Annotated in this window: 20 protein-coding genes; 12 read left to right on the plus strand and 8 right to left on the minus strand. The window is 67.0% G+C overall.

What is annotated here, in order from left to right; all coding sequences use genetic code 11:
* Positions 1 to 364: 364 nt before the first annotated feature.
* From NDI89_RS12055 to NDI89_RS12075, 5 genes are all read right to left on the minus strand, one after another.
* Entirely contained in the window at positions 365 to 532 is a 168-nt protein-coding gene (locus NDI89_RS12055) for a hypothetical protein (protein ID WP_277521859.1), read from the minus strand.
* Between the two features lie 120 nt (positions 533 to 652).
* The gene (locus tag NDI89_RS12060; protein WP_277521860.1) at positions 653 to 1300 is read right to left on the minus strand and encodes a MaoC family dehydratase; all 648 of its coding nucleotides are present in this window, start codon (positions 1298 to 1300) and stop codon (positions 653 to 655) included.
* A gap of 276 nt (positions 1301 to 1576) precedes the next feature.
* The gene (locus NDI89_RS12065) at positions 1577 to 2404 is read right to left on the minus strand and encodes an alpha/beta fold hydrolase (RefSeq protein ID WP_277521861.1); all 828 of its coding nucleotides are present in this window, start codon (positions 2402 to 2404) and stop codon (positions 1577 to 1579) included.
* Positions 2405 to 2506: 102 nt separating this feature from the next.
* Positions 2507 to 4096, minus strand: coding sequence for a uracil-xanthine permease family protein (locus NDI89_RS12070; RefSeq protein ID WP_277521862.1), 1590 nt, complete (start codon positions 4094 to 4096; stop codon positions 2507 to 2509).
* A gap of 132 nt (positions 4097 to 4228) precedes the next feature.
* Complete coding sequence (locus NDI89_RS12075) at positions 4229 to 6460, minus strand: VWA domain-containing protein (protein WP_277521863.1); 2232 nt, start codon at positions 6458 to 6460, stop codon at positions 4229 to 4231.
* Between the two features lie 34 nt (positions 6461 to 6494).
* On the opposite strand from NDI89_RS12075, the gene cobN reads away from it, so the two are divergent.
* The 3 genes from cobN to NDI89_RS12090 are packed head-to-tail and all read left to right on the plus strand — an operon-like array spanning position 6495 to position 11983.
* Positions 6495 to 10391 (plus strand): cobaltochelatase subunit CobN, encoded by a 3897-nt coding sequence (cobN, locus tag NDI89_RS12080; RefSeq protein WP_277521864.1) that lies wholly within the window; start codon positions 6495 to 6497, stop codon positions 10389 to 10391.
* A 60-nt stretch (positions 10392 to 10451) separates the two neighbouring features.
* A complete protein-coding gene (locus tag NDI89_RS12085) occupies positions 10452 to 11201 on the plus strand; it encodes a precorrin-8X methylmutase (protein ID WP_277521865.1) in 750 nt (249 codons plus the stop codon).
* On the plus strand, positions 11198 to 11983 hold the full coding sequence (locus NDI89_RS12090) for a cobalt-precorrin-7 (C(5))-methyltransferase (RefSeq protein ID WP_277521866.1): 786 nt from the start codon (positions 11198 to 11200) through the stop codon (positions 11981 to 11983). Before NDI89_RS12085 ends, NDI89_RS12090 begins: the two co-directional genes overlap by 4 nt.
* Before the next feature lie 98 nt (positions 11984 to 12081).
* Here NDI89_RS12090 and NDI89_RS12095 read toward each other — a convergent pair whose 3' ends face one another.
* From NDI89_RS12095 to NDI89_RS12105, 3 genes are all read right to left on the minus strand, one after another.
* Positions 12082 to 12303 carry a DUF7130 family rubredoxin-like protein gene (locus NDI89_RS12095; RefSeq protein ID WP_277521867.1) on the minus strand — a complete coding sequence of 74 codons (222 nt, stop codon included), beginning with the start codon at positions 12301 to 12303 and terminating at the stop codon, positions 12082 to 12084.
* A 119-nt stretch (positions 12304 to 12422) separates the two neighbouring features.
* On the minus strand, positions 12423 to 12590 hold the full coding sequence (locus NDI89_RS12100) for a hypothetical protein (RefSeq protein WP_277521868.1): 168 nt from the start codon (positions 12588 to 12590) through the stop codon (positions 12423 to 12425).
* Between the two features lie 59 nt (positions 12591 to 12649).
* Complete coding sequence (locus tag NDI89_RS12105; RefSeq protein WP_277521869.1) at positions 12650 to 13210, minus strand: DUF1802 family protein; 561 nt, start codon at positions 13208 to 13210, stop codon at positions 12650 to 12652.
* A 190-nt stretch (positions 13211 to 13400) separates the two neighbouring features.
* Between NDI89_RS12105 and NDI89_RS12110 the strand changes: the two genes are divergently transcribed.
* The 9 genes from NDI89_RS12110 (at position 13401) to NDI89_RS12150 (ending at position 21324) form a co-directional block, all read left to right on the plus strand.
* Entirely contained in the window at positions 13401 to 14708 is a 1308-nt protein-coding gene (locus NDI89_RS12110; RefSeq protein ID WP_277521870.1) for a cobyrinic acid a,c-diamide synthase, read from the plus strand.
* Between the two features lie 243 nt (positions 14709 to 14951).
* A complete protein-coding gene (gene cbiT / locus NDI89_RS12115; RefSeq protein WP_277522274.1) occupies positions 14952 to 15566 on the plus strand; it encodes a precorrin-6Y C5,15-methyltransferase (decarboxylating) subunit CbiT in 615 nt (204 codons plus the stop codon).
* Positions 15563 to 16375, plus strand: coding sequence for a cobalt-factor II C(20)-methyltransferase (locus NDI89_RS12120; RefSeq protein WP_277521871.1), 813 nt, complete (start codon positions 15563 to 15565; stop codon positions 16373 to 16375). Before cbiT ends, NDI89_RS12120 begins: the two co-directional genes overlap by 4 nt.
* The gene (locus NDI89_RS12125; protein ID WP_277521872.1) at positions 16372 to 17271 is read left to right on the plus strand and encodes a cobalt-precorrin-4/precorrin-4 C(11)-methyltransferase; all 900 of its coding nucleotides are present in this window, start codon (positions 16372 to 16374) and stop codon (positions 17269 to 17271) included. Before NDI89_RS12120 ends, NDI89_RS12125 begins: the two co-directional genes overlap by 4 nt.
* 120 nt (positions 17272 to 17391) lie before the next feature.
* On the plus strand, positions 17392 to 18390 hold the full coding sequence (gene cbiG / locus NDI89_RS12130; protein ID WP_277521873.1) for a cobalt-precorrin 5A hydrolase: 999 nt from the start codon (positions 17392 to 17394) through the stop codon (positions 18388 to 18390).
* Positions 18387 to 19280, plus strand: coding sequence for a precorrin-3B C(17)-methyltransferase (locus NDI89_RS12135; RefSeq protein WP_277521874.1), 894 nt, complete (start codon positions 18387 to 18389; stop codon positions 19278 to 19280). The genes cbiG and NDI89_RS12135 overlap by 4 nt, the downstream gene beginning before the upstream one ends.
* An 18-nt stretch (positions 19281 to 19298) precedes the next feature.
* Entirely contained in the window at positions 19299 to 20339 is a 1041-nt protein-coding gene (gene cobJ / locus NDI89_RS12140; RefSeq protein ID WP_277521875.1) for a precorrin-3B C(17)-methyltransferase, read from the plus strand.
* Between the two features lie 23 nt (positions 20340 to 20362).
* Positions 20363 to 20629: a ferredoxin gene (locus NDI89_RS12145; protein ID WP_277521876.1), complete on the plus strand. Its 267-nt coding sequence runs from the start codon at positions 20363 to 20365 to the stop codon at positions 20627 to 20629.
* Positions 20626 to 21324: a cobalamin biosynthesis protein gene (locus NDI89_RS12150; protein ID WP_277521877.1), complete on the plus strand. Its 699-nt coding sequence runs from the start codon at positions 20626 to 20628 to the stop codon at positions 21322 to 21324. The genes NDI89_RS12145 and NDI89_RS12150 overlap by 4 nt, the downstream gene beginning before the upstream one ends.
* Positions 21325 to 21333 lie beyond the last annotated feature (9 nt).

The raw sequence follows: 21333 nt of genomic DNA on the forward strand, positions 1-21333 counted from the left end.
CGGAACACACGGAATCCGGGCCCCGAAATCGAAGCGCCCTCGCTGCCCTGCGACCTCGAGATTTCCCAGTCCCGTCGCTGGCCGCTGTCCGACCCACGGGTTCGACTTCCGCCTCGAGCGCTTCCCCGTCACGGTCACCTGTCCCCGAAGACGTCCTCCACGTCATCGAATTCGGATCCGGAGCGGTCGTTCGGCACCCCCGTCCGCGTTCCGTCTCGGCGTATCGTTCGGGTGAGGAAACTGTGATCGGTATCTTGGCGTACCGCCGGTGATCGAGTGCGATCGGGTCGATTTCCCCGACGAGATACGAAATCGGTCGGACCCCACGGTCGTCCGAAAATCGGTGACCCTCGCTGCCCGGAGTTCAGTCGGTAGCGACCAGTTCGTAACCGCCGCCGTCGGTGTCGATCCCCTCGTCAGACGCTTCCTCGTCGCCTTCCGGTGGATTCGGCGCGCGCTCTGCGTAGCAGATCGGTCCGTCGATCACGCGCGGCGTGCTCGAGCTGTGTCCCTTGTTGTCGATCCGACGCACTCACTCGAGGGGAACGTGGTTTGCGTTGTCTGAAGAGTTACCGACCGTCAGTTACTGCCGATCCGAGAATCGACGTACTGCGTCGGCGGTTCGGACGGCCGCCGCGCCGCCGCGCTCCCGTTACGCGTCGGGTGACTCGTTGATGACGACGACGGCCTCCCCGTCGATCACGGGGTCGCCGTCCTCGCCGGTGACCGTCGTGTGCAGCCGGTAGCGATCGTCACCCAGCGACTCGACGATCTCGCAGTCGGCCGTGACCGTTTCGCCGATCCGAACCGGATTCACGAACTCGAGGTCCTGGGAGAGGTAGACCGTGACGCCGGGGAGCCGGGCCAGCGCGGCGCTGATCGTCCCCGCGACGAGCGTCCCGTGGACGATCTGGCCGTCGAACAGGGTCCGTTCGGCGAACTCGGGCTCGAGGTGGAGCCGGTTGGTATCGCCGGAGACCTGTGCGAACGCGGTGACGTCGGTCTCGGCGATCGGCTTCCGAAAGCGGACGTAGTCGCCGACGCCGAGCGAATCGTAGTCGTCCGTCGATCGCTCCATGACCCAGTTCTCGTCACCGAACGCGACTTCGGCGGCGGACGTCGTCGTCCCCGTCTCCGAACGAGTCGGAGAGTCCTCGTCCGAGGAACCGAACCCCATCGCCGCGAGGAAGGCGTTGTTGGCCTCGAGGTAGCTATTGAACACGTGTTTCGAGATGCTGGACCACTGCTCCGTCGGGGGTGTGGAGGCGACGTCGTCGGTGTCCGAACAGTGACTACTCATAGGTGGATGATAGGTGCCATTTGACGGAAGGTGTGATTCCAAGTAGCAATTAACGCGGTAGCCACCTTCGTCGTATCGCCAAATCATATTGGAGCCCGTTCGCTGACTGTCACGGAATGTGACGGGTATCTGGACGAGACAGCGCCGAACAGTTCGGAGTGGGGATTCCGATCCCGGATCCACCCTCCCGATGTGAGCGACGGATATCTCGGACGAACTCACTACGGGGCCGTCGTCGTCTGGCGACGGCGCGCTTGGCTGACACCGCTCACGGAGTCACGCTGCGGGAAGTTCCTCGAGGAAGTCGGCCGCCGCCCTGTTGAACGCGCGCGGCCGATCCTGATTGACGAGATGGCCCGAATCGGCCAGCTCCAGCTGGTCGCCGTCGGCGACTTCCGAGGCGATCTGTCGCCCCTGTCGCTTGACGAGCGGCGCTTCCTGATCGCCGTGGACGACGAGCGTCGGCGTTTCGACGCCCGTGAGCTCGGGCGGATCGTACCGGTAGAGCGCGCCGAAGATCTTCCTGAATTCGCTCGCGGAGACGGTGCCGACCTGCTCGATCGCCGCGGCCCTGACCTCGGGGTCGACCGACAGCCACCGCTCGCCGGTCGTCGCCTGAATCGAGTACAGCATCGATCGGAACGTGCCCTCCGAGCCCGACAGCGACAGCGACGCCGAGAGGGCCGGGAGCGGCGACCAGATCGATTTCAGACCGGACGGCATGTCCACTGGCGGCATCGATCGCACTGCGCCGCCCAGGATCGCACCCGCCGCGTCGTTCGGATGGCGATCGAGGTACTCCTGGACGACCATCGATCCCAGCGAGAGCCCACAGAGGATCGGCCGTTCGATCTCGAGCCTCGAGAAGAGGGCCTCCAGATCGTCGGTGAAGAGGCCGATCGAGTAGCTGTCCGGAGCCGTCACGCCGGTCTCGCCGTGGCCCCGAACGTCGATCGTGACGACCCGATAGTCGTCGGCGAAGCGATCGACCTGTGGCTCCCAGGCCGTGCCGTCCAGCCAGCCGCCGTGGACGAACACCAGCGGCGGACCGTCACCGCTCGTCTCGTAGTAAATAGTCCCGTCCTCGAGTTCGAGTTCTGCCATACTCCCGGTTGGGGCTCGCTCACCATTAGCCGTCGGGTTGCGCTAGCGCGATCTGAGACTCGCTCGAAACGATAGTTCGGACCGACAGTCCTGAGACGGGACTCAGTCGTCGCTTCGCGTCTCCGTCCGGACCCAGCGGTCCCAGAACGAGTCGAACTCGGCTTCGTCTTCGGTGATGCGGTCCCACGCCGCGAGGCCGCGTTCCGCTCGCGAGCCCGGGATCGTGTTGTCGAGGACGAGCGCGGCGAGCCCGCCGACGGCCATGCCGGTCGAGCCGATGATGTAGATCGTGTCGACGACGGCCTGCGCGGCGGCTTCGATCGGTGCCGCAGCGGCCGTCCCGCCCACCCCGATCGCGGCGACGAGCGAGTCGATGGCCGGCTCGAGGCCGACGGCTTGCCGGAAGGCGATCGGGCTCGCGAAGTTGCCCATGTACGCCGGAATCGCGAGGCCGACGAAGAGGGCGAAGCCGACGACGAAGGTGTTGCGCGAGGAGTCGAGGTCGACGTGGCGGAGGTTGGAGATCCCGACGGCGACGATCTGGCCGAACATGGCGATGAACAGGCCGCCGACGATCGGATCCGGGATCGTGGCGATCAGTTGCCCGAAATAGCCGACGAAGCCGACGAACAGCATGATGACCGCGCCGATCTGGACGACGTACCGCGACGCGACGCCGGTCAGGCCGATCGCGCCGATGTTCTCGGAGTAGGAGGTCGAGCCGGCGGTGCCCATCACGCCCGAGAAGACGTTCATCAGCCCTTCCATCCCGATGCCGTGGTTGATCCGTTTGCCGCTCGGAGCGCCCGAGCCGGTGATGTTGGCCACCGCGTAGTAGTCGCCGATGCTCTCGACGATCGAGGCGAGCACGCCGGCGAACATCCCGATGACGAACGCGGTCGTCATCTGCGGGATTCCCCACTGGAAGGGATAGATCGGCAGCAGGGGTCGGGTGTCGGCGACCCGTCCCAGATCGACGAACCCGGGATGGCCGCCCCCGATCACGCCGGAGACCGACAGCGCGGCCGCGACGGCCCAGGCGATAACCAGCGCCAGAATGACCGGGTAGAGTCGGAACGCTCTGTGCTTGACGTCGAGATACTGCGAGAACAGCAGAATGAGTCCGAGAGTGAGGCCGAGCAGCCACCAGCTCTGGTTCGCCGCGGTGATCTGCGGTGCGCCGAACAGCGACAGGCCGATCAGCGCGATCGTCGGTGCGATAACGACGGGCGAGAGGTACCGCCGGAGCCGGCCGACCAGTCCGAAGTAGCCCATCGCGACCTCGGCGATCGAGGCGACGATGATCGCCCCCTGTAACTGCAGCAGTGCGGCTTCCCAGCTCGGTTGGCCTGTAACGCCGCCCGCGGTGACGACGCCGACGATGGCGAGCGCGGGCGCGAGCATGGAGAACGGCGCGCCCTGCACGATCGGGTACCGGTTGCCGAACGTCGTCTGGGCGAGCGTCGCGATCCCGGAGACGACGAAGAACGTCCCGACGAACCGGGCGGTCACGTCGGGCGGCATCTCCATCGCCCCGGCCAGTATCAGCGGGACCGCGATGTTCGCGCCGACCATCGTCAGGTAATGCTGAACCCCGAGCACCATCGATTCGCCCAGCGGCGGCTGTTCCTCGATTCCGTATTCGATACCGTCACCGGCGGCCTCGTCGGCGACTGGCTCGTCCCCCGTCATCGATTCTCGTCGGATAACGACGGAGGGCGTTCAAAGAGATGTTGATCCGTTTTCTCCGGTCTCGTCGGGCGATCGGACTCGCTAATCGAGAAATCCGGCTCCGCCTCGAGGCCGACCGCGGCTCCGGCGGGCCTACTGCCGTCGGTCCGTCGCCGCGGTCTCGGCGGCGGTTCGAACCGTCTCGACCGACAGCGACGAGAGGTCGACCAGTTCGCCGTCGGTTTCGCTCGCGACCAGTTCCGAGAGCCCCGCCCGGGAGTCGTCGCCGGCGTCGACCACCACCACTCGAGCGCCACTCGCGGCGAGCGCTCGTGCCGCGGTTCGCGTCGCCTCGGTCGGACTCCCGTCGGCGACGTTCGCGCGGCCGTCGGTGACGAGAAGGACGACCGATGCGTCCGCGTCCGCACGCTCGAGGACCCGGCGGGAGGTCTCGAGGCCGGCCGGTAACGGCGTCCGGTCGCCGGAGGGCAGGTCCTTGAGGTGGCGGGCGGCCAGCGAGACGCTGTCGGTCGGCGGGAGCAGGACGTCTGCGTCCTCGCCGGCGAAGGCGACGAAGGAGACCTGATCGCGGTGCTCGTAGCTATCGCGCAGGAGTTCGAGCACGACGCCTTTGGCTGTCCGCATCGCCGGGCGCATCGAGGCGCTGGCGTCGACGGCGAAGACGATCGTCACCGAGGTGTCGCCGGTGCGGACGGACTGCCGGAGGTCCCGGTCTTCGACCCGCGATTCGCCGCGAGACGCGGCCGATCGCACGGACGCGGCGGCGTCGATCGACCCGTCGCCGGACGCGGGTTCGGTGCGGACGCGAGCGCCTCGGTTGTCCGTGCTCGGTGCCGTGTTCGCTCGCGTTCCCGTCGCGCTCGCGCTCTCGGTCGTTTCGGCGGTCGGCGTCTCGAGGTCCGGTGCCCGCGCTTCGCCGACGCCGGCCCGCTGCTGGCCGGGAACCAGCGGCTGGGCGGTTTCGTCTTCCCCGTCGTCGTCGGGTGACTCGTCCGACTCGGAGTCCCGCTCGTTCGAATCGCCGTCGGAACCCCCGTCACCGGCGTCAGCGGGTTGCCGGTTCGGCGATGTCGGTCGGTCGCCGTCCTCCGGCTGCCGGCCACCTTCGGTATCGTCGCCATCGGGTTCGGAGCCGTCGCCGCTCGAGTCGCCACCGTCCCCACCGTCGTTCCCACCGGAACCGTCTTGGTCGCTGCCCTCCCGATCGTCGTCCTCACGCTGACTTCCGTCCTCGGCGTCGTCACTCGAGTCATCGGCCTCGTTCCCGTCGCCCCCGTCAGCCGCGTCGCTTCCGTCGGTGTCGTTTCCCTCGCCGTCGTCAGGCGACTCCTCGTCGAATCGGTCCTCGAGCAGGTCGTCGAGATCCGGTTCGTCCTCGAAGGGCGTGCTCCGGAGGCGGTGAGGAAGCGCGTACGTCGCGGCCTCGTGAATATCGGACTCGATGACGGTCTCCCGGCCCTCGAGCGCGGCCAGGGTCATGGCGGTTCGAGCCGTCGCCACGTCGCCGCGGTGGCCGTCGACGCCGGCCTCGAGGCAGAGTTCGGCGATCTCGGCTTTGAAATCGCTCGGGAGGTCGACGGTCGGGAGGCGGTCGCGGGCCGCGGCGAGGTCGTCGCGAAGGGTCTCGACCTCGTCGCCGTACTTCACAGACGGGGCCGTTCCGTCGCCACTGTCGACCGCGAGCGCCCGGTCGATGATCTCGACCCGATCGTCGATCTCCCGACAGCCCTCGACGGTGGCTTGCAGGGCGAAGCGGTCCCGAAGCTGGGGACGCAAGTCGCCCTCTTCGGGGTTCATCGTCCCGATCAGGGTGAAGTTCGCGGGATGAGAGACGCTGATACCGTCTCGTTCCACGGTGTTGACGCCGCTGGCGGCGGCGTCGAGAATCACGTCGACGAGGTGGTCGTCCAGCAGGTTGACCTCGTCCACGTAGAGAATGCCGCGGTTCGCACGGGCCAGCAGGCCGGGATCGAAATCTGCCTCGCCCGCCAGCGCGTCCTCGACCGAGAGGGTGCCGACGACCCGATCTCGAGTCGCGCCCAGCGGCAGGGTGACGAGCGGGACGGGTCGGGTCTCGATCGGCATTTCGCCGGGGTCCCGGCGGCGGCAGTCCTCGCACTGCTGGCTCGAGTCGTCGGGCGAACAGCCGTACGGACAGTCCGCGACGAACCGTTGCTCGGGGAGGAGATCGACCAGTGCCCGAACGGCGGTCGACTTCGCGGTCCCCTTCTCGCCGACGATGAGGGAGCCGTCGAGGCCGTCGTTTGCGGCGACGGCGAGCAGCACGCGCTTCAACTCGTCCTGTCCGACGATCGCCGGAAAGGGGAGTGACGACAGCTTTTTGTCCTCGGACTCTGCAACCATACTTGAGCTAATACAATAGAGGTTTAAAAACTCGATGACAACGATTGGGATCTATACTGCGACGGAGAACGAACTCGGCTCGATCGGCCGGGCCGCCACGCGTCTCGAGGACGTCGAGCTGGTCGTCCGTTCGGAGAGCGACCTCGAGGACGAGGCCGACGTCGAGGAGTTCGTCGAGGAATTGCACGACGCCGCGGCGGCGATCTTCTGGCTGCACGGGGCCGAAGACAGCATGCCCGGCTACGACTACGCGACGGGCGCGCTCGAGGAGGCGGGCGTCCCCCTGATCGTCAAAGCGACCGGCGACGCCTTCGCGTTCGAGGACACGACGGTCTCGGACGGGCATCGAGACCTCGTCTACGACTACCTCGAGAAGGGCGGCACGATCAACGTCGCGAACCTGTGTCGCTTCCTCGCCGCCGAGTACGAGGGTCGGGACCTCGAATACGACGAGCCGACCGAACTCCCAACGGAGGGCGTCTACCACCCCGATCATCCGGGAATCGAGTACGAAGACCTGCTCGAGACCCACGATCCGACCAAACCGACGGTCGCGGTCTGGTTCTACGAATCGCACTGGACACACGAGAACACCCGCTACGTCGACGCGCAGGTCCGGGCGCTCGAGGAACAGGGGGCGAACGCCCTGCCGATCTTCTGTAACCCGGCGACGGACACCGACGAGCAGGAAGACGCGGAGTGGGTGACGGACAACTGGCTGCTCGACGCGGACGGGAATTCGATCGTCGACGCCGTGCTCTCCTCGTTCATGTTCTCTCTCTCGATGGACGAGCGCGGCCGCAGCGCCAGCGACGAAGGCAGCGGTGCGGAGGACGTCTTCCTCGATCGGCTCGGCGTTCCGGTCCTGCAGACGGTTACGACGATGCGCTCGCGGTCGCGCTACGAGTCCAGCGACACGGGCGTAATGGGCTTCGAGCTCGCCCTCTCCGTGGCGCTGCCGGAGTTCGACGGCAACGTCATCACGCACCCGATTTCCGGCAAGGAGCGCACCGACGACGAGGCCGGCATCGGCTCCGCGCCGAAACACCACTTCCCGATCGAGGACCGGATCGACCACGCGACCCGACTGGCGGTCAACTGGGCGCAACTGCGCCACACCCCGAACGAGGACAAGCAGGTCGCCGTGGTCCTCCACAACTACCCGCCGAGCGACGACGGGATCGGGACCGCGTTCGGGCTCGACTCGCCGGAGTCGACGGTCAATCTGCTCGAGGAACTCGACGCCCGCGGCTACGACCTCGGCGACGACATGCCCGATAGCGGGCAGTCGCTCGTCGAGAAATTGACCGCACAGCTCACGCTCGAGGACCGGTGGGTCGCCCCGGAGGACGTTCGCGACCTCTCGGTCGACGTGGTCTCCTCGGACACGTACGAAGAGTGGTTCAGCGATACTGACGAGCGCTTTCAGGAGAATATCGTCGAGGAATGGGGCGAGGTACCGGACCGCCCGTTCGCGATCCCGGGCGTCGAGTTCGGCAACGTGCTCGTCACCGTCCAGCCCCCGCGCGGGTTCGGGATGGACCCCTCGAAGGTCTACCACGACTCGAACCTCCAGCCGCCCCACGACTACTTCGCCTTCTACGGCTGGCTGCGCAACAGCTTCGAGACCGACGCGGTCGTCCACCTGGGCACCCACGGCAGCCTCGAGTGGCTCCCCGGCAAGACCGTCGGGCTCAACGGCGAGAGCGCGCCCGACCAGCTGATCGACGATATCCCGAACGTCTACCCCTACATCGTCAACAACCCCGGCGAAGGGACGCAGGCCAAGCGGCGCTCGTATGCGGCGATCGTCGACTACCTGACGCCCGTCATGCGGAACGCGGGCACGTACGACGAGCTGTCGGAACTCGAGGAGCTCGCCAACCAGTACCGCGAGGCCGGGATGGAGGACGCCCGGAGCGACGACGGCGAACATCTCGAGGCCCTCATGCGGGAGAAAGTCGAGGAACTCGACCTCGCCGTCGAGCTCGGTATCAGTGGTACGATCGACGAGAAAGCCGACGTTCGCGGTCCCGACGAGGCCGGCTCGAGCCTCGCGGAGGGCGATGTCGAGGGCGAGGAAGTCGATGTCGACGAACTGGTCGAACGGGTCCACGAGTACCTCACGGACGTGAAGACGACCCAGATCCGGCTCGGCCTGCACACCATGTCCGAGCCACCGGAGGGCGAGCGCCTGACCGAGTATCTGGTCGCGCTCACCCGGCTCGAGAACCCCGGCGCGCCGAGCCTGCGCGAGAGCGTCGCCGGCGCGCTGGGCGTCGACTACCAGACGATGCTCGACTCGCCCGGCGAGTACGCCGAGGACCTCGGCATGACCTACGCCGAGGCCGCAGATATCGTCTACGAGACCAGCGTCGAACTGATCGAGACGCTCGCGGAACACGACTTCGACATCCCGGTCTCGGGGCGTGAAGCCGATCCAGGGGACGAAGTGAACGTTAACCTCCTCATCGTCGATCTCGAGACGATCGGCGACGGGCGCGCGAAATCCGGTGCGCACAACGATCTTCGGGAGGCTCTGGCCTACATCTGCGAGGAGGCCCAGCCCCGCGTCCAGGGGGCCGAAGACGAGATTCCCCGAACCGCCGACGCCCTTTCGGGCGAGTACGTGCCGCCGGGCGGCTCCGGCGCGCCGACCCGCGGCGGCGTCGACCTGCTGCCCACGGCCCGCAATTTCTACACGCTCGATCCGCGCAAGGTGCCGGCGAAGGCCGCCTGGCAGGTCGGGAGCGAGGTCGCAGAGGGCGTCCTCGAGCGCCACCACAGCGAAAACGACGAGTACCCCGAGGAGATCGGCGTGGTCGCCTGGGGGACGCCGACCGTGCGCACCCGCGGCGAGACGATCGCCCAGGTGCTCGCGATGATGGGCGTCGAACCGCAGTGGACCGACGCCGGACGGATCGACGACGTCGAACCGATCCCGCTCGAGGAGCTCGACCGGCCCCGAATCGACGTGACGACCCGCGTCTCGGGGCTGTTCCGCGACGCCTTCCCCGCCGCGGCGGGCGTCATCCACGACGCCGTGGATGCGGTCGTCGACCTCGACGAGCCTCACGAGATGAACTACGTGAAAAAACACGTCGAGGAGGAGCAGGCCGAACTCGAGGCGGAAGAGGGTCTCGACGAATCAGATGCGCGAAAAGCGGCGAAACATCGCGTCTTCACGACTCGGCCCGGCGGCTACGGTGCCGGGACGAACAAGGCCGTCGACGAGGGCAACTGGGACGACCGCGCCGATCTGGCCGAGGTGTACGTCCAGTGGGGCGGCTACGCCATGGGGTCGAGAGGCCGCGTCTCGGACGCCCACGACGCGTTCGAACGCCGCCTCTCGAGCGTCGACGCGACGGTCAAGATCGAGGACACGATGGAGCAAGACGAGTTCGACTCCTCGGACTGGTACGCCTTCCACGGGGGCTTCATCTCCGCCGTGAGCGAGATTTCAGGCGAAGAGCCGGCCTCCTACGTCGGCGACTCCTCGGACCCCGACAACGTCGACGTCTACACGAACGAGGAGAAGGTCCGCAAGGCGATGCGCTCACGCGTGCTGAATCCGGACTGGCTCGAGTCCATGGAGGACCACGGCTACAAGGGCGCGGGCGACCTCTCGACGACGGTCGACGTGACGCTGGGCTGGGACGCGACCACCGGGGTCGTCTCGGACACGCTGTGGGAGGAGGTCGCCGAGAAGTTCGCCTTCGACGAGGATCGACAAGACTGGATGCGCGACGTCAATCCGTGGGCGCTCGAGTCCATCACGGACACCCTGCTCGAGGCGATCGAACGGGACCTGTGGGACGCCGACGACGAGACGATCGACCGACTGCGCGATCTCAATCTCGAGGTCGAGGGCGACCTCGAGGCGCGGACGACCAACGAGGGCGTCGGCGCGGAGGTGTCGACGGATGACTGACGACGAGCACGAACGCGTTCGGCCGACGGACGATATGCGAGCCCCCGCGAGTGATTCCCGATGAGTGACCAACAGGAGTTCGAGAACGAGTACGCCGATCTGGGTGCAACGACGCAGAACGCCATGGACATCGCGGAAACGAGCATGGACATCGTCAGGCAGTTCGTGCCCGACGAGACGCTGGCAGATCGGGTCCGGCAGAAGTCGGTCCACTCGATGGGCGACATCGAGTTTCAGCACTTGATCGAGTTCACCGGGAGCGACGACCTCGGCGACGACGAGGACGCCCCGGTTCGGGCCGGCGCTCGAGCCGTGCTCGACGAGGCGACCATCGTCACCGACATCACGATGTCGAAGGCCGGCATCACCGGCCGCGGCCACAACTGCGAGAAGCGCAAGGCGATCGGCAACGGCGCGGAGCTGGCCGAAGAGACGGGAATGACCCGGACCGCGGCCTCGGTGCTGGAGCTCGACAAACAGGGCGTCTACGACGGCGCGATCGCGACGATCGGTAACGCGCCGACGGCCGCCTTCGCGCTGGCGGATTGCATCGAAGACGGCACCCGCCCGGCCGCCATCGTCGCGACGCCAGTCGGCTTCGTCAAGGCCGAGGAGAGCCGCCAGCGCATCCGAGAGATCAGCGAGGCGTACGACGTCCCGGCGATCACGAACGTCGGCCGCCGCGGCGGGAGCGGCCTCGCCGCGGCCCTGACGAACGAACTGATCCACGTCGCGAAGGACGTCCGGACCGACGAGATCGAACTCGAGCTCGACGCCGAAACGCGGGCCGCGGACGGCCGGAACCGATGAGCGGCGAGTACGACCTCGACGCGGGGCCGGACCCGGCGACGTTCGCGGCGGGAGCGGCGGAGCCGAACATCGACGAAGAGACGGACGACCCGGTCTACGCCGTCGGCGTCGGCCCGGGGAATCCGGAATATCTCACCCCGCGAGGCGAGCGGGCGATCCGCGAAGCCGACGTCGTCGTCGGGTTCACGACCGTCGTGGAGTTCGTCGAAGATCGGACCGACGCCGACCTGCTGACCTGCGGCTACAAAGACGAGGCCGAGGCCCTCAAAGAGTTCGGCGAGCGCGTCGCCGCCGGCGAGTCGGGGACGGCGGTCGCGATGGGCGATCCGAACCACTCGGGCTATCAGTTCGTCGGGAAGGTCCAAGACACCGTCGAACGCCACGATTCCGACATTCCGGTTCGCGTCGTTCCCGGCATCTCCTCGCTCCAGATGGCGGCGAGCCGCGCTCGAACGCCGATGGAGGACACCGAGTTCGTCACCCTCCACAAGAGCGGCGACCTCGAGTCCGACATGGACCGCCTCGCCACCGCGGTGGACGACCGCCACCTGCTGGTCCTCCCGCGACCGTACGATCGGATGCCCGGCGACATCGCGGCGTTCTTGCTCGAGGCGGGTGCCGATCCCGACCTCGAGGCGCTTGTGCTCGAGAAACTCACCCACGACGACGAGCAGATTCATCGGTTCACGCTCGCGGAACTGGCGGAGCACGCCGGCGGACGCGGGAAAGAGGACACGCCGTTCTCGGATTTGGTGGTGCTCACGGTGCGACAACCGGTGTAGTGGTCACTGCGACAACCGGTGAGCGGTCACGGTTGTATCGCGGTTCTCCCGCCACGGTTCGAGACGACGGGCCCGGTTCTCGAGCGCCGGGGCGGTCGTCAGTCTTCTTCCCAGTAGTACAGTTCCTCCCGCGGTGCGGCGCATCCGGGACACGCCTCCGGCAACTCCTCCTCGAACCGTCCCATCTCGCCGCACGACCGACAGCGCCACATGGTGCACCCGCGGCATTCGGGCTCCCGGGCCTCGCCGATCGGGATTTTGGTCTCGTTCTTGTTGCGCAGTTCGTCCGCGACCGACGGGTGGTCAGTTTCGGCCCTCATCACGGTCGTTCCTACGGCCTATGTCGTGTTAAAACACACCGTGGTAGGGGCGAGTATCGATCGAGGCCGCTCAGCCGAGACGGTTCCGACGGCGTCGGAAAACTGATCCCGAACGGTCGCTACTCGTCGCCTTCGTACTCGCGCAGCACCGACGACACGGTGTTCGACACTTCCTCGAGCGCGACGGCGTTGGTCTTCCTGAGGTCGTCGTCGTCCTGTGCCTGGCCCAAGTGTTTGAGCGCCTCCCGGAGGTGCCGTTCGGTGTCGGACCCGGTTTCGTCGGTCATGGTTCGAGCGACGGGTCGTAACCGACTCGAGCGGTTAAGTTCGTCGGTGGGTCGAACCCTCACTCGAGGGCGTCTCGAACCGCCGCCCGGCGTTCCGCGAAGGCCGCGTCGTCCAATACGGGCGTCGCCGACGCGAGATCGACCGTCGTGTCGCCTTCCAGTTCGATCCAGGCGCGACAGCCCCGGTAGCTGCCCCGCTCCTCGATGAGCCGCGGCGACTCGAGTTCCCGGACCCGGAGCAACAGCACCCGCAGGTCGTCGTCCGGATCGTGCTTGTCGCGCAGTCCGTCCGGGGTGTAAACGTAGTGGCGAGCGAGGGCCTGGATGTCGTTGCTCGAGACGGTATACTCCTCGCGAACCTCGGCGACGGCGCGAATCGGTACTCCGTCCTCGGGTTTGGCGCTCGCCCGGTGGTAATAGTCCTCGTACCGGGGCTGGTACCGATCCGGTTCCTGATGGGTGTAGGCCGGATACAGAACGAACCGGTCGTCGATCGTCCCCGGATCGAGCGTGGGGTGACGCACGAGCACCGTCTGGGTACCGTCGATCAGTGCGTTGACCACGCCGGCGCGCTCTTTTAGCGCGGGGATCGCGGTCCTCGCGGATTCGGCGTTGCTCATATTTCGAGCGAACGCGGGACAGCGTCAATTGGGTTTCGACTGATCACCCGCCGAGAGAAGCGATCGATATCGGCGGCACCGACGGATTCAAGTCGAGTTGTACTAACTCAAATATGATGATGGTAGACGTCACGGCTATCGAGTACGAACGGACTGCTGGGACGCCCGATCGGCCGACGGAGCGAGGACGATGAAGGGGGTCGTTCTCGGCGGCGTCAGCTCCGGCGTCGGGAAAACGGTCGCGACGCTGTCGATCGTTCAGGCGCTCGAGGACGCCGGCCACGAGGTCCAGCCCGCCAAGGCGGGTCCGGACTTCATCGATCCGAGCCATCACGAGGCGATCGCGGGACGGCCCTCTCGCACGCTCGATAGCTGGCTCGAGGGCGAGGAGGGGCTCCGCCGGAACTACCGGCGCGGCGAGGGCGACGTCTGCGTCGTCGAGGGCGTGATGGGGCTCTACGACGGGGACGGCTCGAGCACCGCCATGGTCGCGGAGACCCTCGACCTTCCCGTCGTCCTCGTAGTCGACGCGAAAGCCGGGATGGAAAGCGTCGCGGCGACCGCGCTCGGATTCCGCGAATACGCCGACACCATCGGGCGCGATATCGAGGTCGCCGGGGTCATCGCGCAGCGCGCCCACGGCGGCCGCCACGAGCAGGGAATCCGAGACGCCCTGCCGGACGATCTCGAGTATTTCGGTCGAATCCCACCGAACGACGACCTCGAGATCCCGGATCGGCACCTCGGCCTCGAGATGGGCGCGGAGGCGGCCCTGCCGAAAGAAGCGCTGCGGCAAGCGGCCGAATCGCTCGAGGCCGATCGGCTGGCTGCAGTCGCGAGCGAACCGCCCGCCCCCGAAACGCCGGTCGAGTCCGCGGAGCCCGTCGAGGCCACGATCGCCGTCGCCAGCGATGCCGCGTTCTGTTTCCGGTATCCGGCGACGATCGAGCGGTTCCGCGACCGGGCCGAACTGGTCACGTTCTCACCTGTCGCGGGCGACGGCGTTCCGGACGCCGACGGCGTCTATCTGCCCGGCGGCTACCCCGAACTCCACGCCGAGGAACTCGAGTCGTCGGGAACGCTCGGCGAACTCGGCCGACTCGCCAGCGACGGACTACCGGTGCTCGGCGAGTGCGGCGGCCTGATGGCCATGAGTCAGTCGCTGACGACCGCCGAGGGCGACCGCAGCGAGATGGCCGGGATTCTCCCCGCCGACGTCACGATGCACGACCGGTATCAGTCGCTCGATCACGTCGAACTCGAGGCCACCGAGGGAACGCTGACCGCCGACACCGGGGAGACGATCCGCGGTCACGAGTTCCACTACTCGAGCGCCGACGTCGACGCCGACGCCCGCTTCGCCTTCGAGACGGTCCGGGGCGACGGCATCGACGGGGAGCACGACGGGCTCACCGAGTACGAGTCGCTGGGGACGTACGTCCACGTTCACGCGGAAAGCGGGGCGTTTGATCGGTTCCTCGAGTCGCTCGCCAACTGAGCGTGGTCGTCGGCTGCTTGTACGGCGACCACAAACGGTTCTGGTTATAAATCGGGCATTCCATCGCACTGTAACGCCGTATGCGGCACAGTAGTTCGAAAGATGGGAGGTCGATTCGAACGAAATAGACAGTCCGCTCGGGTTCGACAACTCGCGTTGTCCTACTCCAACTCTACATGGGCAATCGCAGTTGTTCTACACCAAACAAAATTGTTTTAGGGCCGGACTCTGTTCCAACGGATGATGCCACCCATCGCGCTTCCACACGATGCGAAGGCCGGACCGACCAAGTCGGAGGTCCGCGCCGTCGTCCACTCGAAACTCGCGCTCGAGCCGGACGACCACTTCGCGGAGGTCGGTTCCTGTACGGGAGCCATCACGATCGAAGCCGCACAGCGGGCCGGGCGGGTGACCGCCCTCGAGCGGAAGGCCGAACGGCTCGAGACGACGGAAAAGAACCTCGCTGCAAACGAGGAGTCGGTCCGCGCCGACGTCGAACTCCGGAACGCGGAAGCGCCCGAGGGACTGCCCGACGACGCCGACGCGCTCTTTCTCGGCGGAAGCCGGAACTTCGAGGACGTGCTGGACCACGCCGTCGAGACCGAAATCGACCGCGTGATCATGAACGTCTCGCGGCTCGAGGTCGCCGGCAAGGCGACTGAGGCCTTCCGCGAGCGGGACCTGCTCGAGGAGGTCGTCCAGTTCCAGGTGAGCCACGGCTACGAGCTCGCCGGGGCGACGAGTTTCAATTCGGATAACCCGGTGTACATGCTGGTCGGGAGCGCGACGCCCGACGAGGAGACCGAGGGAGACGACGGCGAGAAAGTGGCCGCCGATGGAGGTAGTCCCCGTCAATGACGCTGTACGGCGTGGGGCTCGGCCCCGGCGAGGCCGACCTCGTCACGGTTCGCGGGAAGGAAGTCCTCGAGGAGTGCGACGTGGTCTACTCGCCGGGCCGCCTCTCCCGGACGGTCGCGCTGAAACACGTCGACGAGTCGAAGATCGGGGATCTCGACTTCCCGATGACGAAAGACGAGGAGAAGCTGCGAGCGGCGTGGAAGGAGGCCGCGGCGGAGATCGCCCCGAACGCCCGCGATGGCGACGTCGCCTTCGTCACGCTGGGCGATCCGAACGTCTACTCGACGTTCGGCCACCTGCGACGGACGATCGACGCCTTCCACCCGGACGTCGAGTTGGAGATCGTCCCCGGCGTGAGCGCGGTGACGGCCTTCGCGACCGCGATGGGGGTCGAGATCGAAGCCGGCGCGGGGCTCTCCTTGCGGGAGGCCGCCAGCGGACACAGCCCGACCGGCCCGGATCGGATGATCCTGTTCAAAGTCACCGACGCGCCGGCGACCCACGAGGGCCTCGTCGAGGCCGGCTACGACGTGACCTACGGCCGCCGGCTGTTCATGGAACAGGGCGAGACGATCGTCACCGACGACCCCGAGGAGATCGACGAGCGGGACTACTACACGCTCGCGTACGCCGAGAAGGAAGACCTCGAGGTCGAGCAGGCGACCGCCGCGTTCCAGACGGACGACTCGGACACCTCGAGTGAGGACGACTCGACGGCGAACGGCGAGCCGGTGACCGACGGAGGCAGGCTGGTCGACCTCGAGCGAGCCGAGGGCTGCGAGGGCGGCGATTACGGAGGACACCGATGACTGACGAGGATACACCCAACGACCCGCAGGACGCGATCGACTCCCAGGGCGAAGCACGCCGCGAGGAACTGGACGACCGGATCTTCGAGCACAGCGCCGGCGACGAACAGGAGGGGATTCCCTTCGTCGGCGCCGGCCCCGGCAACCCGCGCCTGCTGACCGTCGCGGGGAAGGAACTGCTCGAGGAGGCCGACCTCGTCGTTCACGCGGGGTCGCTGGTCAACAGCGAACTGCTGGACGAGTACTGCGCCCACGCCGAGTTAGTGAATTCCGTGGGGAAGGACCTCGAAGAACTGATCCCGCTGATGCGGGACGCCTACGAGGACGGCGACGACGTCGTCCGCCTGCACAGCGGCGATCCGGCCATCTACGGCGCGGCGCTCGAGCAGATGGACGCGCTGGAACACGAGGGGGTACCGACCCACTTCGTGCCCGGCGTCACGTCGGCCTTCGCGGCCAGCGCAACGCTACGGACCCAGCTGACGCTCAACGAGGTCTCGAACCACGTCGCCTTCACCCGGCCACAGGGCAAGACGCTCACGCCGGAGGAGGACCACATCTCCGACTTCGTGGAGATGGGCGACGTGACGACCTGCATCTACCTCGGCACGCACGCGGTTCGGGACACGATGGATCGGTTGCTCGAGGACGATCACGACCCCGAGACGCCGGTCGCGGTGATCTACCACGCCTCGTGGCCGGACGAGGACGTGATCATCGGCTCGATCGGTGATATCGCGGATAAAGTGGAGGAAGCCGGATACCGGGCGTCGGCGCTGGTCGTCATCGGTGACGCCGTGACCGGCGCGGGCTACGAGCGCTCGTTCCTCTACGGCGACTGGGCCAATCGAGGATCGTCGGGGGAGTCAGGCGAGACGGAGGCGAGTGATGACTGAGATGGCTCGGAGCCACTACCGCGGACACGATGAAAGCCCCCAGCCCCTTTCAGTCCCACCCGAACGGTGGATTGGACGGGGTCGTGGAACGGATAATTTCGATTCGATTGAGGTTACACAATGAGTTCAGGAACTGAGAACGCGGACACGACGGACGATTCGGGATCGGACTCCGGCGGCGGACACTGTTCGACGGCGGATTCGGACGGCGAAGTCGCCGAGGAGATCGCGATCATCTCATTCGGCCGGAAGATGGACACCGCCGAGGAGATCAAAGCCGAGATCGGCGATCGCTACGAGGCGATCGACATCATCGAGTACCACGGCGACGTCTTCGAGGAGCACTGGGGCGAGTACGACTGCTTCATCGGCCTGATGGCGTCGGGAATCGCGATGCGGAAGACGGCCCACTTGCTCGACGACAAGTGGGAGGACCCCGCAATCTGCGTCGTCGACGAGGAACTGACGTGGGCCATCCCGATCACGGGCGGCCACCACGGCGCGAACCAGGTCGCACAGGACCTGGCGACGATGGGGGCCGTCCCGGCGATGACGACGGCTTCCGAGGCCGCCGGGAAGCAGGGCGTCGAGTCCCGCGCGAAGGCGATGGACACCCACGTCGTCAACGGCGACTCGACCGTCAAGACGAACCTCGCCGTGCTCGACGAGAACCTCGGTCCCGTGGCCCGGCTCGACGGCCCGAAGGCCGTCCTCGTCGGCGACGACGTGACGGTGCTCAAGCGAAACACGGACGACGGGGTCGTCCTCGGCACCGGCAGCGTTTCGGGAGCGAGCAAAGAGGCCTTCCTCGAGGCCTGGGAGGAAGCGCTCGAGCAGACCGACTACGACATCGACGACGTCGAATTCGTGGGGACTGCAACGCGGAAAGAGGACGAGGAAGGACTGCTCGAGGCCGCGCAGGAACTCGACCTCGGCGTGGTCGCCTTCGACAAGGAGACCCTGCTCGAACACGAGGGGCCGACGCCCTCGAAGTCGAAGGAGCTGATCGGCTGGCCCGGCGTCTCCGAGGCGAGCGCGATCGCCGGCGGTGCCGAACGGGAGCTGGTCCTCGAGAAGATCAGCTACGACAACGAGGTCACGGTGGCGATCGGTCGATGAGTTCGGACGCCGAGGCCACCGAGATGGACGCGAACGCGGACGCCGCCGGCGGCACCCCCGACGACCACGGCACGCTCTACGTCGTCGGCATCGGCCCCGGCCTGCCGGAGCACATGACCAAGCGGGCCAAGGAGGTCATCGAGTCCTCGGAGGTCGTCATCGCCTCGAGTCTCTACCAGGAGTTCCTGCGCGACGACGGGACCCTGCTGCCGGAAGAAGAAACGGACGATGACGGCATCGCGGTCCGCGAGGACGGCTTCGAACAGGAGATCGTCCGCTCGACGATGGGCCGCCAGATCGAACTCGCCCGCGCGGCGTTCGACTACGTTCGCGAGGGGAAGGACGTGGCCCACGTCTCCGGCGGCGATCCGTCGGTCTACGGTAAGTCCGACCTCATCTTCAAGATGGCAGAGGAGGAGGACGCGACGGACGTTCCGATCGAGATCGTCCCCGGCCTGACGGCGGCACTGGGCGGGTCGGCGAACGTCGGCGCGCCGCTGTGCAACGACTTCTGTACGGTCTCGCTGTCGGACAAGTGGCGCGGCTGGGACGAGATCGAGGAGAAGCTGCGGGCGGCGGCGATCAGCGACTTCGTGATCGTCCTCTACAACTGCTGGCGCAACTACGAGAAGGCGGTCGACATCGTCCGCGAGGAGCGGACCGACGACGCCTACGTGGCCATCGTCAACGACGCCGGCCGCGCGGACGCCGGCCGCAACGGCGAGAGCCAGTTCATTACCACCCTCGGCGAGGCCGCCGACCACGACGACAAGGTCTCCGGAATGGGCACCTCGCTGATCATCGGCAACCACGAGACCGAAACCTGGCGCAACGACGACCGAACGTACCTCGTCACCCCGCGCGGCGGGCGTGACGTCGACGACTTCTGAGACAGACGATACACAACCATGAGTACTGACACCAACGCGGACGCCGACGCGGAATCGACTTCCAAATGCGGAGCCTCGAGCAGCGAGAGCGCCACCAGCGAGGCGAGTACCGACGCCTCGAGCTCGAAGTGCGGTGCCTCGAGCAGCACCGACGACTCGAGCGGCTCCACGTGCGGGGCATCCTCGAGTTCCTCGTCGTCCTCGAGTAGCTGCGGGGCCTCGAGTTCCGACGACAGCGGCTCCAACGAGCAAGAGGTCGGCTCCACCGTCGACGACTTCGACGCCGATCCCGGTCAACTGAGCGCCGTCGGCCTCGGCCCCGGCCATCCGGAAGGGATGACCGACCGCGCGAAGACGGCGCTGCTCGAGGCCGATCACATCGTCGGCTACACGACCTATATCGACCTCATCCCGGACGAGATCACGGAGGAGGCCGACGAGCTGTACGACACGCCGATGTGCGGCGAAGTCTCCCGCACCGAGGAAGCCATCGACCGCGCGCTGGCGGGCAACGACGTCGCCATCGTCGGTAGCGGCGACCCCAACGTCTACGCGCTGGGCGGGCTCGCACTCGAGATCCTCGAGTCCAAGGGCGCGACGGCGTCGATGGTCGACTTCGAGGCCGTGCCGGGCGTCCCGGCGGCCCAGTCCTGTGCGGCCCGGCTGGGTGCCCCCCTCGTGAACGACACCGTCTCGATCTCGCTGTCGGACCATCTCGTCCCGATGCCCGAGATCGAGTCGCGGCTCCACTCCGCGGCCAAGGAGTCCTTCACGATCACGATCTACAACCCCTGGAGCCGCAAGCGCCGGGAGAACTTCGAGAAGGCCTGCGAGATCCTGCTGGCCCATCGCGACGAGGACACGCCCGTCGGCATCGTCCACGGCGCCGGCCGCGACGACGAGCAGGTGATGATCACCGAACTCGGCGAACTCGAGGAGCTCGGCGAGAGCGAGATCATCGACATGACGACGACGATCGTCGTCGGCAACGAGGACACCTACGTCTGGGACGACCGGATGGTCACCCCGCGCGGGTACGAGACGAAGTACGACTACTGAGCGGAATTCGGAGCACATCCACAATGTCACGATACGAAGTCACCATCGAGAAGGACGCCTGCGACGGCATCTTCGCCTGTCTGACCCGCGACCCGCGATTCGTCGAGGGCGAGGACGGCCTCGCGACGATCGACCCCGGTGCGGATCCGGTCTACGACTGCGAGGGCGAAGTTACCGACAACGACGACCGGGTCGTCGCCACGTTCGACGACGACCGCATCGACGAAGCCCAGCAGGCCGCCGCGGCGTGCCCGACGGACGCGATCGTCGTCGAGGAGGTGGGCGAATGAGCGACGCGGAGTCCGCGACCGATATCGAGGTGCCGTCGGACCCGCTGGCGGGTCACGCTGCAAGCGCGTACTTCTGGGGCCACGTCGCCGGGAGCGGCGATGTTTCCGACGACGGCATCGAGGTCGTCACCAACGACGAAGCGTCCGCACAGGTGCTCGCCGCGGTCGCCGGGGGCGACCTCGAGCACGACACGACCACCCGCGACTACGCCCACGACACGTCCATTACGCGAACCGAAGAAGAGTACACGCTCTCGATCGACAGCGAGGACGGCGACGATGCCGGCCTGTTGGGCCGCAGCGGCGCGCTCGGCCTCCCCGTCGACGGCCGCGGCAACTACCGCTTCGGCGCGTTCTCGAGCTACGACCGGGAGCTGCTCCGGGGGCTGCTCGAGGGCTGTGGCACGATCTGTTTCAAGTCCTCGAGCGGTACCGTGGGTATCTCCTTCGTCCACGACGACGCCGACCCACTCGAGTTTGCCCGCGAGCTGATCGCGGACTGCCCCGTGGATGCTCCGATGGGCGACCTCTCCGAGACGTCCTCGGGCGGCTACTGGTTCGGCGTCGACGACGACGCCGCGCCCGCCTTCGGCACGTGGCTCTACGAGGACTGCGAGGAGACGGGCCTGTTCGCGCCGAGTCGCCGGCGTAAGCTCGAACGGAGCCTCGAGCAGGCAGCGGCGTACGACGAGTAGCCAGCCGAA

Origin of the sequence: Natrinema salsiterrestre, from assembly GCF_029502005.1 — an archaeon.
GTDB lineage: Archaea > Halobacteriota > Halobacteria > Halobacteriales > Natrialbaceae > Natrinema > Natrinema salsiterrestre.

Excerpts from the sequence above, each read along its gene's own strand:
- NDI89_RS12060 (WP_277521860.1), bottom strand. The coding sequence starts at position 1,300 with ATGAGTAGTCACTGTTCGGACACCGACGACGTCGCCTCCACACCCCCG.
- NDI89_RS12065 (WP_277521861.1), bottom strand. The coding sequence starts at position 2,404 with ATGGCAGAACTCGAACTCGAGGACGGGACTATTTACTACGAGACGAGC.
- NDI89_RS12070 (WP_277521862.1), bottom strand. The coding sequence starts at position 4,096 with ATGACGGGGGACGAGCCAGTCGCCGACGAGGCCGCCGGTGACGGTATC.
- NDI89_RS12075 (WP_277521863.1), bottom strand. The coding sequence starts at position 6,460 with ATGGTTGCAGAGTCCGAGGACAAAAAGCTGTCGTCACTCCCCTTTCCG.
- cobN (WP_277521864.1), top strand. The coding sequence starts at position 6,495 with ATGACAACGATTGGGATCTATACTGCGACGGAGAACGAACTCGGCTCG.
- NDI89_RS12085 (WP_277521865.1), top strand. The coding sequence starts at position 10,452 with ATGAGTGACCAACAGGAGTTCGAGAACGAGTACGCCGATCTGGGTGCA.
- NDI89_RS12090 (WP_277521866.1), top strand. The coding sequence starts at position 11,198 with ATGAGCGGCGAGTACGACCTCGACGCGGGGCCGGACCCGGCGACGTTC.
- NDI89_RS12095 (WP_277521867.1), bottom strand. The coding sequence starts at position 12,303 with ATGAGGGCCGAAACTGACCACCCGTCGGTCGCGGACGAACTGCGCAAC.
- NDI89_RS12100 (WP_277521868.1), bottom strand. The coding sequence starts at position 12,590 with ATGACCGACGAAACCGGGTCCGACACCGAACGGCACCTCCGGGAGGCG.
- NDI89_RS12105 (WP_277521869.1), bottom strand. The coding sequence starts at position 13,210 with ATGAGCAACGCCGAATCCGCGAGGACCGCGATCCCCGCGCTAAAAGAG.
- NDI89_RS12110 (WP_277521870.1), top strand. The coding sequence starts at position 13,401 with ATGAAGGGGGTCGTTCTCGGCGGCGTCAGCTCCGGCGTCGGGAAAACG.
- cbiT (WP_277522274.1), top strand. The coding sequence starts at position 14,952 with ATGCCACCCATCGCGCTTCCACACGATGCGAAGGCCGGACCGACCAAG.
- NDI89_RS12120 (WP_277521871.1), top strand. The coding sequence starts at position 15,563 with ATGACGCTGTACGGCGTGGGGCTCGGCCCCGGCGAGGCCGACCTCGTC.
- NDI89_RS12125 (WP_277521872.1), top strand. The coding sequence starts at position 16,372 with ATGACTGACGAGGATACACCCAACGACCCGCAGGACGCGATCGACTCC.
- cbiG (WP_277521873.1), top strand. The coding sequence starts at position 17,392 with ATGAGTTCAGGAACTGAGAACGCGGACACGACGGACGATTCGGGATCG.
- NDI89_RS12135 (WP_277521874.1), top strand. The coding sequence starts at position 18,387 with ATGAGTTCGGACGCCGAGGCCACCGAGATGGACGCGAACGCGGACGCC.
- cobJ (WP_277521875.1), top strand. The coding sequence starts at position 19,299 with ATGAGTACTGACACCAACGCGGACGCCGACGCGGAATCGACTTCCAAA.
- NDI89_RS12145 (WP_277521876.1), top strand. The coding sequence starts at position 20,363 with ATGTCACGATACGAAGTCACCATCGAGAAGGACGCCTGCGACGGCATC.
- NDI89_RS12150 (WP_277521877.1), top strand. The coding sequence starts at position 20,626 with ATGAGCGACGCGGAGTCCGCGACCGATATCGAGGTGCCGTCGGACCCG.